Annotated in this window: 14 protein-coding genes and 7 tRNA genes; 2 read left to right on the top strand and 19 right to left on the bottom strand. The window is 41.8% G+C overall.

The genetic code is table 11. The annotated features are described in order from the left end of the window. Positions 1 to 18 precede the first annotated feature (18 nt). Both ACTNC6_RS09020 and ACTNC6_RS09015 read right to left on the bottom strand, forming a co-directional pair. Entirely contained in the window at positions 19 to 837 is an 819-nt protein-coding gene (locus tag ACTNC6_RS09020; RefSeq protein WP_441043911.1) for a TrmH family RNA methyltransferase, read from the bottom strand. Between the two features lie 89 nt (positions 838 to 926). After that, on the bottom strand, positions 927 to 2,246 hold the full coding sequence (locus tag ACTNC6_RS09015; protein ID WP_441043910.1) for an MATE family efflux transporter: 1,320 nt from the start codon (positions 2,244 to 2,246) through the stop codon (positions 927 to 929). Between the two features lie 274 nt (positions 2,247 to 2,520). Between ACTNC6_RS09015 and ACTNC6_RS09010 the strand changes: the two genes are divergently transcribed. Further along, positions 2,521 to 3,861 carry an MATE family efflux transporter gene (locus ACTNC6_RS09010; RefSeq protein WP_441043909.1) on the top strand — a complete coding sequence of 447 codons (1,341 nt, stop codon included), beginning with the start codon at positions 2,521 to 2,523 and terminating at the stop codon, positions 3,859 to 3,861. A gap of 150 nt (positions 3,862 to 4,011) precedes the next feature. Here the strand turns inward: ACTNC6_RS09010 and ACTNC6_RS09005 are convergent, their stop codons facing one another. From ACTNC6_RS09005 to ACTNC6_RS08940, 14 genes are all read right to left on the bottom strand, one after another. Further along, positions 4,012 to 4,626, bottom strand: coding sequence for an NUDIX hydrolase (locus ACTNC6_RS09005; RefSeq protein ID WP_441034134.1), 615 nt, complete (start codon positions 4,624 to 4,626; stop codon positions 4,012 to 4,014). Next, complete coding sequence (locus tag ACTNC6_RS09000; protein WP_441034136.1) at positions 4,596 to 4,727, bottom strand: hypothetical protein; 132 nt, start codon at positions 4,725 to 4,727, stop codon at positions 4,596 to 4,598. Before ACTNC6_RS09000 ends, ACTNC6_RS09005 begins: the two co-directional genes overlap by 31 nt. Before the next feature lie 153 nt (positions 4,728 to 4,880). Beyond that, a tRNA-Leu gene (locus ACTNC6_RS08995) sits at positions 4,881 to 4,961 on the bottom strand. 48 nt (positions 4,962 to 5,009) lie between these two features. Further along, positions 5,010 to 5,082 (bottom strand) — tRNA-Lys (locus tag ACTNC6_RS08990). 10 nt (positions 5,083 to 5,092) lie between these two features. Continuing rightward, positions 5,093 to 5,164 (bottom strand) — tRNA-Gln (locus ACTNC6_RS08985). Between the two features lie 9 nt (positions 5,165 to 5,173). Then, positions 5,174 to 5,247 (bottom strand) — tRNA-His (locus ACTNC6_RS08980). A 5-nt stretch (positions 5,248 to 5,252) separates the two neighbouring features. Then, positions 5,253 to 5,326: transfer RNA gene (locus tag ACTNC6_RS08975), tRNA-Arg, on the bottom strand. A gap of 22 nt (positions 5,327 to 5,348) precedes the next feature. Further along, a tRNA-Gly gene (locus ACTNC6_RS08970) sits at positions 5,349 to 5,419 on the bottom strand. Positions 5,420 to 5,455: 36 nt separating this feature from the next. After that, a tRNA-Pro gene (locus tag ACTNC6_RS08965) sits at positions 5,456 to 5,530 on the bottom strand. Between the two features lie 306 nt (positions 5,531 to 5,836). Next, positions 5,837 to 6,316, bottom strand: coding sequence for a metallophosphoesterase family protein (locus tag ACTNC6_RS08960; RefSeq protein ID WP_019160655.1), 480 nt, complete (start codon positions 6,314 to 6,316; stop codon positions 5,837 to 5,839). A 28-nt stretch (positions 6,317 to 6,344) separates the two neighbouring features. Continuing rightward, entirely contained in the window at positions 6,345 to 6,929 is a 585-nt protein-coding gene (locus ACTNC6_RS08955; RefSeq protein ID WP_019160654.1) for an XTP/dITP diphosphatase, read from the bottom strand. 33 nt (positions 6,930 to 6,962) lie between these two features. After that, positions 6,963 to 8,111 (bottom strand): THUMP domain-containing class I SAM-dependent RNA methyltransferase, encoded by a 1,149-nt coding sequence (locus ACTNC6_RS08950; RefSeq protein ID WP_441043908.1) that lies wholly within the window; start codon positions 8,109 to 8,111, stop codon positions 6,963 to 6,965. A 38-nt stretch (positions 8,112 to 8,149) separates the two neighbouring features. After that, positions 8,150 to 8,692, bottom strand: a complete 543-nt coding sequence (yfcE, locus tag ACTNC6_RS08945; protein ID WP_441034140.1) for a phosphodiesterase — start codon at positions 8,690 to 8,692, stop codon at positions 8,150 to 8,152. A gap of 86 nt (positions 8,693 to 8,778) precedes the next feature. Continuing rightward, positions 8,779 to 9,090, bottom strand: a complete 312-nt coding sequence (locus ACTNC6_RS08940; RefSeq protein ID WP_173743657.1) for a rhodanese-like domain-containing protein — start codon at positions 9,088 to 9,090, stop codon at positions 8,779 to 8,781. Positions 9,091 to 9,414: 324 nt separating this feature from the next. On the opposite strand from ACTNC6_RS08940, the gene ACTNC6_RS08935 reads away from it, so the two are divergent. Beyond that, a complete protein-coding gene (locus ACTNC6_RS08935) occupies positions 9,415 to 9,618 on the top strand; it encodes a hypothetical protein (RefSeq protein ID WP_441034142.1) in 204 nt (67 codons plus the stop codon). A 55-nt stretch (positions 9,619 to 9,673) separates the two neighbouring features. Here ACTNC6_RS08935 and ACTNC6_RS08930 read toward each other — a convergent pair whose 3' ends face one another. The 3 genes from ACTNC6_RS08930 to araA all read right to left on the bottom strand — a co-directional run bounded on the left by ACTNC6_RS08930 (position 9,674) and on the right by araA (position 15,148). Next, entirely contained in the window at positions 9,674 to 11,650 is a 1,977-nt protein-coding gene (locus tag ACTNC6_RS08930) for a diguanylate cyclase (RefSeq protein ID WP_441034144.1), read from the bottom strand. 251 nt (positions 11,651 to 11,901) lie between these two features. After that, positions 11,902 to 13,506 (bottom strand): xylulokinase, encoded by a 1,605-nt coding sequence (locus tag ACTNC6_RS08925; protein ID WP_441034146.1) that lies wholly within the window; start codon positions 13,504 to 13,506, stop codon positions 11,902 to 11,904. Positions 13,507 to 13,648: 142 nt separating this feature from the next. Continuing rightward, complete coding sequence (araA, locus tag ACTNC6_RS08920; RefSeq protein WP_173743654.1) at positions 13,649 to 15,148, bottom strand: L-arabinose isomerase; 1,500 nt, start codon at positions 15,146 to 15,148, stop codon at positions 13,649 to 13,651. Between the last annotated feature and the right edge of the window lie 14 nt (positions 15,149 to 15,162).

Genomic DNA, 15,162 nt, shown 5'->3' with positions numbered 1-15,162 from the left:
TTCCTCCTGAGTTATATCTTATCTGTGTCCCAGCTCCCAGAATGCCACTGCACTTGCTGCTGCCACATTCAATGAATCTACTCCGTGGGACATTGGTATCTTTACTGTATAATCGCAGTCTGCGATGGTCTGTGATGCAAGGCCGTCACCTTCAGTTCCGAGAATGACTGCCAGTTTTTCTTCTGAACGAAGTGCTTTGTCATCAATTCCTACAGAATCGTCACGCAGAGCCATTGCAGCTGTTTTGAATCCCAAATTTTTCAGACTCTGCATCCCATCCTGTGGCCATACAGTTTTTTTATCAAAATATGTCCAGGGAATCTGGAATACAGTTCCCATGCTGACTCTGGCTGCACGTCGGTAAAGCGGGTCACTGCATCCACTGGTCAGAAATACTGCATCCATATGGAGAGCTGACGCTGAACGGAAAATAGCTCCAATATTTGTAGGATTTACAACATTTTCAAGAACTGCTATGCGGCTGGCATTTCTGCAGATTTCCTCTACAGATGGCAGTGGATTTCTGCGCATTGCACATAGCATTCCGCGTGTAAGGGCAAATCCGGTCAGCTTGACCAGAAGTTCATATTCCGCAGTATATACCGGCACATCCGGATATTGTTTCAGAATTTCCCGCGCCTCTCCCTCCAGATCTTTATGCTCCACCAGGAAAGAGATTGGCTGATATCCTGCATTCAGGGCACGTTCAATTACTTTCGGACTCTCCGCAATGAAAATTCCCGGTTCCGGTTCATAGTATCTTAAAAGCTGCACCTCAGATGTTCTGGCATATACATCCAGTTCCGGCGCAGCGAAATCTTTTATTTCGTTAAACATAAAAATAAAACCTCCAAACTGAGTAATCTTATCTTACATCAGTTTGGAGGTTTATACAAGAATTCCTTTTCAACAGTGTTGTTCGATTGTTACTGTGAACGGAGTGAACAGTAACGTTTGATTCTTTTTCTTCTGTCTTTATATGACAGAAACAGAATCGTCAGAAACGTAACTGTCTCCGCTGCAAGAAGAGAGATCCAGATTCCATTTAATCCAAATAATTTCGCAAGTATAACTGCGCAGATAACAATAGCAACAATTCCTCTCAGGAATGATCCCACAATCGCGATTTTCGGTTCATCTACTGCTGAGAAATATGCCACCAGTACAATATTGATTCCTGCCACTATAAATCCAAGGAAATACAGACGCAGTCCTGTATGTGCATAATTCAACAACTGAACATTGTTTTCACTGTTAAAAATGCTAATCAGCGGGTCAGTTGCTGTCCAGATGATCAATTGGATCAGGGCTTCTACTGCAAGGCATACGAGCAGGCTCCATTTCAGAAGTTTTTTTACCTGAGTGGGCTGACCTTTTCCGTAGCTTTCACTGATCAGAGGCTGTGCTCCCTGGGCCAGACCGTTGAAAATTGCAAATGCCACGATAGAAAGGTTTGCCACAACTCCATAGGCTGCTACACCTACATTTCCTGCGATTCCCAAGATCAGGAAGTTAAATACAATAGCGATCACACCGGAAGACAGTTCACCGACAAATGCGGAAACTCCCAGCTGACAGCAGGAAATCAGGTGCCTGAATGACGGTTTTTTCCAATGGAATTCTACATGGTTTCTGTTGCTTCTGTAGTGTATGGTACAGACACTCATTGTTACGATCGGACAGATTGCAGTAGCCAGTCCTGCTCCGGAAAATCCCAGGCCGACAGGGAACATGAATATGTAATCAAATACAATGTTAAAAATACTTCCGCTGATGGAACCGATCATTGCAATAGAAGGCGCTCCATCATTTCTGGCAAATGCAGTACATGTATAGTTTGACATGAAGAATGGTGTTGCAATCAGAATAATTCTCATGTAGTTTCGTCCAAGTCCGATCAATCCGGCATCTGCCCCCAGCAAAGCCAATGCCTTGTCTGGAATGAAGATTCCGATCAGCATAAATGGAACTGCAGCCAGTATGCTCCAGGTTACTGACTGTACGAAATAATGATCTGTATTTTCTCCTTTTGCCCTGCTTATGGCATACCTGGTAGCGGAACCAATCCCAATCATAGCCCCAATCGCATAGATTAGCCCATAAACCGGCAGGATCAGGTTCAGGATTGCCAGCCCATCAGCACCGGAATATACAGAGATAAAGAAAGTATCTGCCAGAACATAAACAGAAATCCCGATCATTCCGGCAACACTCTGGGTTACATATTTAGTAAATCTTTTCAGCATAATTCTTTTCTCCTTCCGTAAAGGCTTGCCTTCTATTATATCTGTATTTTAAGAAATAGCAATCAAAAACTCCTCTCAGGCAGCTATGCATAATAATTTCAGCAACATGCTGATTATAGCAGGTATCGATAAATTTATATCATTCTGATGAAATATTATATTTCATTTTTCACGTTAATAATATAAAATTATCAATGTAAAAAATATCAGGGCATATTCGAATAATCATTTCTAAACTTTTTCAAATATGCTCCGGAAAGGAACTTTTATACTAATGAAAACCAAGATTCAGGATATGACCTCCGGTTCACCGGGACGGTTGATCATTCTTTTTGCAATTCCCCTGATGCTGGGAAATATCTGTCAGCAGCTTTATACAATGGTGGATACCATGGTTGTTGGCCAGGTTGCAGGTGTGGAGGCTCTTGCCGCACTGGGTGCTGTTGACTTTCTGATGTGGGTTGTCACAGGAATATCCACAGGACTCACTCAGGGATTTTCTATTCAACTCTCCCAATATTATGGGGCAAAGGATTTCGAAAATCTGCGTAAATCTCTGGCTCATAGTTACCGACTGACCGCATTCATCGCAGCCGGAGTATTGATTCTCAGCCAGTCATTTGCTTCGCTGGTATTAACAGGGCTGCATACACCTTCCAATATTATCGGAATGTCTCTGTTATATCTGCGCATCATTTTCTGCGGAATCCCCGCCACAGCAGCCTATAATATGTTTGGCTCTGCCCTAAGGGCTATGGGAAACAGTAAAACACCGCTGACTGCAATGATCATCGCATCTGTGCTGAATGTCTCACTGGACATCCTTTTTGTGGCAGGCTTCAGATGGGGTGTGGCAGGAGCAGCAATCGCAACTGTGATTGCACAGAGCTTCTCCGCTGTTTACTGTTTCCTGATTTTACGCAGAATTGATATCGTTCATCTGACCAGAGCAGATTTTATGCCTGCCTCCGGTATGAATGCCCGCCTGATGAAGCTTGGTATTCCTGTTGTATTTCAGAATATCATCATCGGTGTGGGCGGTCTGGTAGTCCAGTATGTGATCAATGGCTACGGTTTCCTTTTTGTAGCAGGATTTACAGCTACAAACAAGCTTTATGGTCTGCTGGAAATGGCTGCTATTTCCTATGGATATGCCATCGTTACCTATGTGGGTCAGAATCTGGGAGCCGGAAAGATTGACAGGATCAGAAAAGGCGTCCGCAGCAGTATGATGCTTTCCCTGCTTACCTCACTGATCATTTCTGCTGCCATGTTTTTATTTGGAAAAAATATTCTCTCACTTTTCATCTCAGGTGAACCACAGCAGACGCAGCAGGTACTGGCAATTGCTTTTAAATACCTTTCTATTATGGCTGCCATGCTTTGGGTTTTGTACTTCCTGTACGTGTACAGATCTGCACTTCAGGGGCTGGGAGATACCTTAATGCCTATGGTAAGTGGTATGGCTGAATTTGTCATGCGTATCAGTGCTGCACTGATCCTTCCCCATTTCATCGGACAAGACGGTATTTTCTTTGCAGAGATTGCAGCATGGAGCGGAGCCACTGTGATCTTATGCATCAGCTATTATGTACGGATGCATAAATATCATTAAAACAAAACAGGCACATAGTCCCGGATATCCGGTATATGTGCCTGTTTTTTGATCAGTCGATTCTTAGGATAGCGTTCAGGATTCTTCTTGCGCTAAGACGGATTTCTTCTTCAGTAATAAAACCTTTTTCGTAACCTTCTTTAGGCCTTGTTAAAGTTCTTCCCTTAAAAATGCAAAAGGTTCTTCATCCTGAAGGAAATGCATAAGCTGGTATGCACACATGATCGCTACATTTTCCTCACGCAGAATCCTCTTTACTTCTTCTCTGTCAGCAAGCACAACTTCGATTTCTTCGGAATCCTCCTGTGCCGCTTTACTGATCTCGCCTTCCGCGTAACCGTAAACAGTTGCGCAGGATTCATCTGTCATGCCAACCGTTGTGAAATAAGGTTTCTCAAATGCAGGATCTACTTTCAGAGGTGTGAATTTCAATCCTGTTTCCTCGTACATTTCTCTTACCGCACCCTCATGAAATTCTTCGTTTGGTTCTACCAGACCTGCCGGAAATTCGTAGATATATCCGCCGATTGCGTATCTGTACTGACGTACCAATACAACTCTGTCTTTTTTTTCTCCGTAAAGACTGTAAATGATCACGCCATCAGGAGTGTTTTTACCTGTTTTTATCTTTAATTCGTTAATAGTTTTCGCACGTGATGCCACGAAATATGACACAGGAGTGTTGTGGATGCTTGTTGCATTTAAATGATACAAATTCAAAAATTTACAGTCTGTCAGTTTCTCGATATTGTGTATCTGTCCCATAATGGATACTTCCTTTCGTTTTTTAATATTATCTGTGGATTAATTACTGCTAATTTTCTGATTTCCTCAATAACTTCCTGCCGGATACCAGTATCATTCATTTCATAAACCTCACATTTTGATGTTTATACTTTTCCTTATCTTACCATATTATCCTATCTTTTTTAAGCCTGTCAGATAATTTCTGCAATTATTTTTTTACTCGCATATAACAAAAGAGTATCCTTCCGTTCATATGGAAAGATACTCTTTTATGCGGATAACAGGACTTGAACCTGCACGGGATGCCCACTGGTACCTAAAACCAGCGCGTCTGCCAATTCCGCCATATCCGCCTGTTATAAAAACAGCGGAAACCTTATAAAAGATTTCCGCTTGTTTAATGAAGCATCGGGGATTCGAACCCCGGACAACTTGATTAAAAGTCAAGTGCTCTACCGACTGAGCTAATGCTCCATATAAAAGACTGGGCTAGCTGGATTCGAACCAGCGAATGCAGCAGTCAAAGTGCTGTGCCTTACCGCTTGGCGATAGCCCAAAGGCAAAGGGTGGATACAGGGATTCGAACCCTGGGCCTCCAGAGCCACAATCTGGCGCGCTAACCAACTGCGCTATACCCACCACAGCGTGCCTGAAGGGATTCGAACCCCCGACCCACGGCTTAGAAGGCCGTTGCTCTATCCAGCTGAGCTACAGACACATCTCCCTGTTACATACAGAGAAGCGGGTGATGGGAATCGAACCCACGTATCTAGCTTGGAAGGCTAGTGTTCTACCATTGAACTACACCCGCATTTCGCTGAAACGGTAATGTTGTTGTTTACAGCAGTCGGGGTGACAGGATTCGAACCTGCGGCCTCCTGGTCCCAAACCAGGCGCTCTAGCCAAACTGAGCCACACCCCGCTGTTTCTTTATTTATTTTTGCTTCGTTGTCCGACGCAAGACATATTATATGTTAATCAGTGTCAAATGTCAACACCTTTTTTTCAATTTTTACAATTTTTTTTAAAAATTAAATTTTCAAAGGTATAAGGCAGGATGAAAACCCAGTAAAATCAAGGGTTTGCAGACTTTCCCGGTTAATCCCAATCCCGCCTTTTTTTCTATATTTTTTCTATATTTTCTTCTTTTTCTATTTTGATTATAAATTTTTTAAGCAAAATATATTGTTTGATTTATTTGCTACATTTGATCAAAATAAATCTATTTTTACAGATACCGGATTTCTGCCTGCAGATCCTTCCCCTCTTCTGCCTCCATCACAGCATAACTGAATTTACGCCCTCTCTGTCTGGGAAAGGTCAGGCTGCCCGGATTAATCACCAGGATTCCCTCCTGCATCTCAATTTCCGGATAATGTGTATGTCCAAACAGCACTGCCTCACAGCCTCTGGCTCTGGCAGCTTCTACAATGCCATCTGTTCCGCCTGAAACCCCATAAGTATGTCCATGGGTCACCAGAATCTTTTTTCCTGCAAGATCAATAATTTCTTCCCTTGGAAGGTCCGAAAAGAAATCATTATTTCCTGATACAATACAGCAGGGGCAGTCCACAAGAGCTTCAATAAAAATCTCGCGGCCTTCCACATCTCCACAATGAATCAGGTAATCAAAGGGTTCCTCCCTGTATACAGCTTTTTCCAGGTTCTCGTCCCTTCCATGAGTATCACTGACGATCAATATTTTCATCTGCATCTTCCTTTATTTTGTGAATGTCTTATTTTAATACGTCCCTGATCGCACGAAGGGCTTTCCCCCTGTGACTGATCTTATTTTTTTCCTCCATAGAAAGTTCTGCAGAGGTACATCCATATTCCGGCAGATAAAATATAGGATCATATCCAAAACCATTCTCTCCCTTTTCTTCGTACCCGATACGGCCTTCCATTGTCTCTCTTACTGTTTTCACAGTTCCGTCCGGAAATGCTGCCGCAACTGCACAGACAAATCTTGCAGTACGCTTTTCGTCCGGTACTCCTTCCAGACGCTGGATCAGATTTCCATTTTTGATACGGTAGGAAGTATCTTCTCCCATATAACGGGCAGAATAGATTCCCGGTTCCTTATTCAAATAATCAATTTCCAGGCCTGAATCGTCTGCCAGCGTAATCTCACCTGTCATTTCACAGATTGTTTTCGCTTTGATCTCTGCATTTTCTTCAAAGGAATTTCCATCTTCTACAATATCTGCATGGATTCCCGCTTCTTTCATGGAAACAACCTCCACATCCATATCTGCCAGAATTTCCCGGATTTCCTTCATCTTATTCTGATTTCCTGTTGCAAAAATTATTTTTTTCATTTTCTGATACCCTCATCTATTGCGTTTTCATGTTTAGTTCTTCTTTTTCGGCGGACGTGGACCCAGAAACTGATAATAATAGGTTTTCAACATACCATTATAAATCTTTCTGTTTTTATCTGCCTTCCTGCCAATATCATTTTCTGCTTTATCATAAGATGTGATCAGATACATAGACCACTTATCCAGACGCTGATAGCTCTCCCCGATCTCCCGATAAAGCCGGGACAGATTTTCCTTTTCCTCCAGACGTTCACCATAGGGTGGGTTCGTGATAATAAAACCATAGGGCTTCGGATGTCGAAGTTCTTTCACCGGACGCTGCTGAAAATGAATCAGCTTGTCTACTCCTGCCATTTGGGCATTAGCTCTGGCAGCCTTTAGAGCTTCCGGATCAATATCATATCCCTGAATATCTGTTTCAATGTTAAGATTTACTCTGTCCTGAGCCTCTTCCAGCGCATCATACCAGCACTTTCTTGGAACCAGATGCTTCCAGTCCTCGGCCAGAAATGAACGATGCATACCAGGTGCAATATCTGCAGCGATCATTGCAGCCTCTATTGGAAAAGTACCGCTTCCACAGAAAGGATCTACCAGAATTCTGTCTTTGTTCCACGGTGTCAGCATGATCAAAGCAGACGCCAACGTTTCTGTAATAGGCGCTTTCACTGTCATTTTCCGGTAACCTCTCTTGTGAAGGGAAATGCCCGAGGTATCAATACCAATGGTCGCTACATCCTTCATAAAGGCTACACGGATGGGAAAACTGGCTCCTTCCTCCTCAAACCAGGATACCTTATATACCCCCTTCAGACGTTCCACAATCGCCTTTTTCATAATAGACTGGATATCTGAGGGACTAAACAGCTTACTTTTTACAGAATTCGCTTTTGCCACCCAGAATTTACCATCTCTGGGAATATAATTTTCCCAGGGCAGAGCCTTGGTTTTCTCAAACAGCTCGTCAAAGGTCTGCGCTTTTACCTCCGCCACCTTCAACAGGATTCTCTCCGTAGAACGCAGAAACATATTTGCATCTGCAATTCCCTGGGCATCTGCCTGAAAAGTCACCTTACCATCTTCCACTTTGGTGATCTCATAACCAAGATCAAGAATTTCCCGCTTCAGCACAGCCTCCATCCCAAAATGGCAGGGTGCGATCAGTTCAAATTTATCCATTCTTTATCCTTTCATTTTTCATATATCTGTCAGTATGATTATAAATTTATTTGCTTTACAATATTGCCTTCAAAATCTCTGATTAAAAATACTCCGTTTTCATAAATCCCATAAGTAGGTGGATTTCCCTCCTTAGGAATAGACACAGATCCCGGATTTAACAATATATATCCTTCCTTTTGCTCAGCACGGAGGACATGGGTGTGTCCATGAATCAGGATATCCCCATCCTGAACAGGGGGCAAATTATTTTCATTATAAATATGCCCATGTGTAGCATAAAAAGTTCTGCCATCCAGATTGAGAATACAGTAATCCGCCATCACCGGAAACTGCAACACCATCTGATCTACCTCTGCTTCACAATTTCCTCGAACTGCGTAGATTTCTCTTTTCAAAGCATTCAACATAGAGATCACTTCCTTAGGTGCATAATCTTTCGGAAGATCATTTCTTGGTCCATGGTAAAGCAGATCGCCCAGCAAAACCAGGCGTTCTGCCTTTTCCTCTCTATAAGCATCCAGCATCTTTCTGCAGTAATATGCAGATCCATGAACATCTGATGCAAACATATATTTCATAATTTCATTTCTCCTCTTTGTTTCGTTGTTACTGTTTAATTCTTTCACAGTTACCTTTTTCTTTCTAATTCATTACATTACCATGGTCAGGAAGAAATTACAAGATTTCTTCCCCGATAAGCCCGAAAACCTCCGATCACAGACCTGGTCATATAGCCTTTTTTTGCCAGTTGTCTGGCTAACATAAGACTTGCCCCACCTCTGTCACAATAAAGTACCAGAACCTTTTTTTCAGGTAATTTTCTATATTCATCGAATTTTCCGTATGGTATATTCACTGCCCCTTTTACATGACCTTCTGCATATTCTTTCTCATCTCTGAGATCTATGATCAGTGAATCCTTCCGGTCCACATAATAATCCAGCATTTTTGCAGAAATAGTTTCCAGAGGAAACATAGCTGACTCCTTTTTATTTATAGTATATGCATAGTTTCAGAATTGAGAAACCAGCCTATTACATAGAGAACACCCCGGTAGGGGAGCTACCGGGGTGTTCAAGGGGAGTATAAATAATTAAATAAGGGGTTATGTAAAAAAAATTTTTGAAGGGTAAATTCTTTTTACAAGTACGATTATAATATAGCTTGTTGAAAAAATCAACATATTTTAATGAATATTCCCCGAGGTTTTTGGAATAATAACAATTGTCATTCAGAAACACCGGGATTTTTATAAAAAATACTCAATTCCGGTTAATAAACCACATTAGGAGGAATTAAAATGGCAAAAAATTACGATTCTACAACCAAAAACAGCAAAAATTATGAGGGCACTTCCAGTAAATACAGTTCCGAAAGCAGAACAAACCAGTCCTCTGACCACACTAACAACAGCGAATCAAACTGTCATAACAGCAAAAACAGTAATAAAATGAATCATAAGGACTCCCAGTCTTACAAATCCGAAGAAACCTCCAGATACTAAAATCTGCTCAAAAATCCCCCTGAAGTCTTTCCGCGACCCTTCAGGGGGATTTTTATCAGGCTTTCTCTTCCAGATATTCCAGACATTCATTCACACTTTTGATACCCAGTTCCTTGCGTACTTTATCCTGAATTTCCACCAGACATTCCAGAAGAATCGGATTAAACACTCCGCATTCTCCATTTAAGATCATCTCCATTGCCTTTTCATGAGAATATGCTTTCTTATATACCCGGTCGCTTACCAGGGCATCATACACATCTGCCAGTGATACCACCTGGGCAGATATGGGGATTTCTTCTCCTTTCAAGCCATCCGGATATCCTTTTCCATCATAACGTTCATGGTGCCAGCGACAGATTTCATAGGCATATTTCATCATCTCTTCATCATGATACATTTCCAGACTATCCAGCATCTGGGCACCTATGAGCGTGTGCTGTTTCATAATTTCAAATTCTTCCTTTGTAAGCTTTCCGGATTTATTCAGAATTTTTTCATCAATTCCGATCTTACCGATATCATGAAGCGCAGAAGCTGTGGCAATCATATACTGCTGAGACCAGGAAAGATTATAATTCTCTGATTTCCGCATCAGTTTCTCCAGCAAAAGCTGAGTCAGAATATTGATATGAAGCACATGAAGCCCGCTTTCACCATTTCGAAACTCTACAATCTGGCTGAGAATCCCGGTCATCATACGGTTATTTTTCTCTTTTTCATAAATCTGATCTGTTACCAGATGGATCAGACGCCTTTGCTTGGCATAAAGCTTGATCATATTGATAACCCGCTGATATACCACCTTGGTATCAAATGGTCTGCTTATGTAATCTGAAGCCCCCAGTTCATAGGCACGACGGATATAGCTCTCCGATCCTTCACTGGAAATCATAATCACCGGTATATCCTCGATCCATTTATCTCTGTTCATATAGGCAAGTACTTCAAATCCATCCATTTTGGGCATAATAATGTCCAGCAGAACCAATGAGATTTCAGTTCCATACTGCTCCAGCATCTCCAGGGCCTCATTTCCATCACAGGCTTCCAGGATCCGGTATTCTTTTCCCAGAATTTCCTTGAGTATCTCGCGGTTCATTTCAGAATCATCAACGACCAGAAGCTGAGGCAGATTTCTTTTTTCCATCTCATCTGTATTTTGCTTCAGATCCCAACGGGTCACTACTGTATTTTTATGCCCCTTGGCCATATACATAAGTCTGTCTGCTTTGGTGATTGCTTCCTCCATCCTGCCGTGGGTAAACATAGCTCCACCAATGCTCACTGAAAGGATCAGACGATTAAAGCCGGGGATATGCGTCTCATGAATCTTCTCCTGGATCATGCGAAGCTTCTGAGAAAAAACCTCCTTCTCAATTCCAGGCAGGATCAACAAAAATTCATCTCCTCCATAACGCACCAGAATATCCGTGCGGCGGATATAATGCCGAATCACCTTCACTACGGTTGTCAGTACCAGATCTCCTCCATCATGACCATAAGTGTCATTGCATAATTTGAAATCATCCAGATCAATAACCGCAATTCCGGCATTCACAGACATATCCTTGACTTTTTCCTCAAAATATCTGCGATTATATGCCCCGGTCAGCACATCCTTATACAGCTTTTCACTATATACAGTCAGTTTTCCTGCCAGCTTTTCGTACCCTTCTTTATCAGTCAGTGTATTCTCATCCAGCTTTTTCAACATTTCCATTACATAAGGCTCACCATCTATTTCCAAATACTTTGCAAACACCTGGTACATGTCGGAATCAAGAAATTCAATCTTGGATGTCTGTTTCTTTTCATCCAGTGCTTTAAGAGAAATACAATTATCACATCTTTTATTTTTATTCCAGAAAGCATAACACTGACAAAGATATTTTTTTCCTGGAAGCTTACTTTCCATTCCGGCAGCCTGAAGATCACTGCCCTTCAGAAGACGGACTATATCAAAAATCTCCCGGAGCACTTCCATTTTATTCTCTGCTTCCTGCATTGTTATTTGTTTCCACTCGATCATTATTCCCAGCCTCTCACGAACACCAGCTTTTTTCTGTGATATAAACTTGTATTATTATATCACTTACCTATTACGCAGCACAATAAGAATAATTTTTTTCTTAGTTTCATAAATATTCGCAAAAGAAGCTCTATATTTTCGAACAATCATAAAAAGTACCGGCCTTCCGGTCATTAGATTTTCAGATCTGATTTCCGGAGGTCGGTACTCATTTCACGTACAAAACGTTTTTTGTTTTATTATTTTATCATTTACCAGATTTTGGAATCCACTGCTGCTTTTTCAATCGCAAGTCCCTTCATATATCTTTCCATAAAGGAATTAAATCCTGCTACACCTTCTGGTTTCGGATCCAGAGTACTGCTTTCCTGGTCTGCAAATACCTTATTATCAAGGAATGCTTCCAGAGTTTCACCTTCTTCTTTATTTACAAGATAGGATGCAAGAAGGGCAATTCCCCAGGCTCCACCTTCACCTGCTGTAGACATTACAGATACCGGTGCATTTACAGCGTCTGCCAGAATCTGCTGTCCAACGCCTTTTGTCTTAAATAATCCGCCATGACCAAGGAGACGGTCTACCTTTACGTTTTCTTTCTCAAACAGAAGGTTCAGGCCTACTCTCATGGCACCAAGGCATGTATACAGATTATTTCTCATAAAGTTTGCAAGGTTAAATTTGCTTTCAGGAGAACGTACAAATAAGGGGCGTCCCTCTTCAAAGCCTGTCATATGCTCACCTGAGAAATAGCAGTAGGACAGAAGTCCTCCACAGTCTGGATCTCCTTCCAGTGCTTTATTATAAAGGGTTCCGAACAGTTTGTTCATATCTACTTCCATGCCCATAGCTTCTGCAAATTCTTTGAACACATTTACCCATGCATTCAGGTCAGAAGTACAGTTGTTGGAATGTGCCATAGCTACCAGGTGTCCGGACGGAGTGGTAACCATATCAATTTCTTTATAAGGTCTGGAGAGTTCTTTTTCCAGAACAATCATGGCAAATACAGAAGTTCCTGCTGAAACATTACCTGTACGGACTGCTACACTGTTTGTGGCAACCATACCTGTTCCTGCATCACCTTCCGGAGGACACATCGGGATTCCGGCTTTCAGTTTTCCTGTTACGTCAAGAAGTTTTGCACCTTCTTCTGTCAGAACACCGGCATCTTCACCTGCAACAAGTGCTTTCGGCATAATATCGCGAAGCTTCCATGAAAATCCATAAGGGGCTACCAGTTCATCAAATTTATCAACCATCTCCTGATTGTAATCAGCCTTTGTGGTATCAATGGGGAACATACCTGCTGCATCGCCGATACCCAGAACTTTCTTTCCTGTCAGTTTCCAGTGAACATAAGCTTCCAGAGTTGTAATATAGTCAATATCTTTCACATGTTCTTCACCGTTAAGGATTGCCTGATACAGATGTGCGATACTCCATCTCTGAGGGATGTTGTAGTTGAACAGTTCCATCAGTTTCTCGCTGGCTTCCCCTGTAATATTGTTTCTCCATGTACGGAATGGTACAAGAAGTTCTCCCTCTTTATTGAAAGGCATATATCCATGCATCATGGCGCTGACACCAAATGCACCTACAGATTCCAGTTCTACGTCATATTTTGCTTTTACATCCTTTGCCATATCCTGATAACAATCCTGGATACCTGTCCAGATATCATCAAGGCTATATGTCCAGACACCGTTTTCATAACGATTTTCCCATTCATGACCGCCGGATGCGATCGGCTGATTTTTATCATCTACAAGTACTGCTTTGATCCTGGTAGAACCAAATTCAATACCAAGTGCTGTTTTGTTAGCGAGAATCGCTGCTTTTGCTTCTGCTGCTCCCATTTTTATGTACCTCCCTGTTTCTCTGTCATTTATGATTACAGATCACTCGACAATCTGTAATCATATATATTGTACACCCATATTATTATCGCATTTCTTTTATTGTTTTGCCATAATTTTTTACATTTTAATTGCAAAAAAATTATTTTCTGAATGCAAGTTCATTCCATCTCAGTTCATTTTTGAAATCACGGATATTGGTATCTTTATCAATGTAAACAGCTTCAATACCCATAGCAGCTGCCCAGTCTCCCATCTGCTCTGCTGTCAGGTCATAGGAGAATGCTGTATGATGAGCTCCACCTGCAAGGATCCATGCTTCTGCACCTGTCTTAAGGTTTGGCTGTGGTGTCCAGAACGCACTTCCTACAGGAAGCTTCGGCATTGGTTTCTCAACCTTCTTGCAGTCTACATCATTGATGATCAGACGGAAACGATCTCCAAGGTCAATCAGAGATGTTGCGATAGCCGGACCGGTTTTGCTTGTGAATACAAGTCTTGCAGGATCTTCTCTGTCACCCATGGAAAGCGGGCATACCTTAATGCCAATCTTGCCATCTGCAACAGACGGGCAAACCTCAAGCATATGAGACTGAAGGATTCCTTCTTTTCCAGGTACAAAGTTATAGGTGTAGTCTTCCATCATAGAAGTTCCTTTTGCATCTTTTACACCAGCAGTCATAATCTTCATCAGACGAACCATTGCAGCTGTCTTCCAGTCACCTTCTGCACCGAATCCATAACCTTTTTCCATAAGTCTCTGGATTGCAAGTCCAGGAAGCTGTTTAAGAGCGCCCAAATCTCCAAAGTGTGTAACAATGGCCTGATAATTTTTCTCTTCCAGGAATTTCTCAAATCCGATTTCAATCTGAGCCTGAACTGCTACATGACGTCTGAATTCTTCCGGATCCCTTCCCTCAAGAATGATATCATATTTACTGTAGTATTCATCTACTAACGCATCAACATCACCCTTAGCTACATCTTTTACATAGTCAGCGATCTCATTTACAGGATAAGCATCTACTTCCCATCCGAATTTGATCTGTGCTTCTACTTTATCACCTTCTGTAACAGCTACGTTTCTCATGTTATCTGCCACACGGCATACACGGATATGGCTGCTTTCCATAATGCCAACAGCTGTACGCATCCAGGAAGCAAGTCTTTCCTGTACATCTTTATCTGCCCAGTGGCCAACGATAACTTTTCTTTCGATTCCCATTCTTGAAACAATATGACCATATTCACGACCGCCATGTGCAGACTGATTTTCATTCATAAAGTCCATATCAATGGTATCATAAGGAATTTCTTCATTAAACTGCGTGTGAAGATGACAGAGTGGTTTTCTGTATTCTTTCAGGCCAAGGATCCATGATTTTGCCGGTGAGAAGGTATGCATCCATGTGATAACACCTGCACAGTCCTCATCTGCATTTGCTTCATTAAATGTTTTACGGATCAGTTCATTTGTAATCAGTGTTGGTTTCCATACAAGTTCAAATGGAAGAACACCGCTTTTGTTTAATTCTTCAACGATAATTCTGGAATGCTCGGCAACTTTTCTTAAGCATTCATCTCCGTAAAGATCCTGTGAACCTGTACAAAACCAGAACTTATAGTTTCTTCCTGTTTTCATGATAAAATTCCTCC

The sequence above is a fragment of the Blautia sp. HCP3S3_C4 genome, assembly GCF_052064095.1.
GTDB lineage: Bacteria > Bacillota > Clostridia > Lachnospirales > Lachnospiraceae > Blautia_A.
The sequence above is the reverse complement of the archived record's forward strand: the minus strand, read 5'-3'. Positions and strand labels throughout refer to the sequence as shown.

Coding starts and splice junctions, on each gene's coding strand:
- araA (WP_173743654.1), bottom strand. CDS start 15,148: ATGAAAACAGGAAGAAACTATAAGTTCTGGTTTTGTACAGGTTCACAG.
- ACTNC6_RS08960 (WP_019160655.1), bottom strand. CDS start 6,316: ATGAAAATATTGATCGTCAGTGATACTCATGGAAGGGACGAGAACCTG.
- ACTNC6_RS08955 (WP_019160654.1), bottom strand. CDS start 6,929: ATGAAAAAAATAATTTTTGCAACAGGAAATCAGAATAAGATGAAGGAA.
- ACTNC6_RS08925 (WP_441034146.1), bottom strand. CDS start 13,506: ATGGGAGCAGCAGAAGCAAAAGCAGCGATTCTCGCTAACAAAACAGCA.
- ACTNC6_RS09005 (WP_441034134.1), bottom strand. CDS start 4,626: ATGGGACAGATACACAATATCGAGAAACTGACAGACTGTAAATTTTTG.
- ACTNC6_RS09000 (WP_441034136.1), bottom strand. CDS start 4,727: ATGAATGATACTGGTATCCGGCAGGAAGTTATTGAGGAAATCAGAAAA.
- ACTNC6_RS08930 (WP_441034144.1), bottom strand. CDS start 11,650: ATGATCGAGTGGAAACAAATAACAATGCAGGAAGCAGAGAATAAAATG.
- ACTNC6_RS09010 (WP_441043909.1), top strand. CDS start 2,521: ATGAAAACCAAGATTCAGGATATGACCTCCGGTTCACCGGGACGGTTG.
- ACTNC6_RS08940 (WP_173743657.1), bottom strand. CDS start 9,090: ATGTTTCCTCTGGAAACTATTTCTGCAAAAATGCTGGATTATTATGTG.
- ACTNC6_RS09015 (WP_441043910.1), bottom strand. CDS start 2,246: ATGCTGAAAAGATTTACTAAATATGTAACCCAGAGTGTTGCCGGAATG.
- ACTNC6_RS08950 (WP_441043908.1), bottom strand. CDS start 8,111: ATGGATAAATTTGAACTGATCGCACCCTGCCATTTTGGGATGGAGGCT.
- ACTNC6_RS09020 (WP_441043911.1), bottom strand. CDS start 837: ATGTTTAACGAAATAAAAGATTTCGCTGCGCCGGAACTGGATGTATAT.
- ACTNC6_RS08935 (WP_441034142.1), top strand. CDS start 9,415: ATGGCAAAAAATTACGATTCTACAACCAAAAACAGCAAAAATTATGAG.
- yfcE (WP_441034140.1), bottom strand. CDS start 8,692: ATGAAATATATGTTTGCATCAGATGTTCATGGATCTGCATATTACTGC.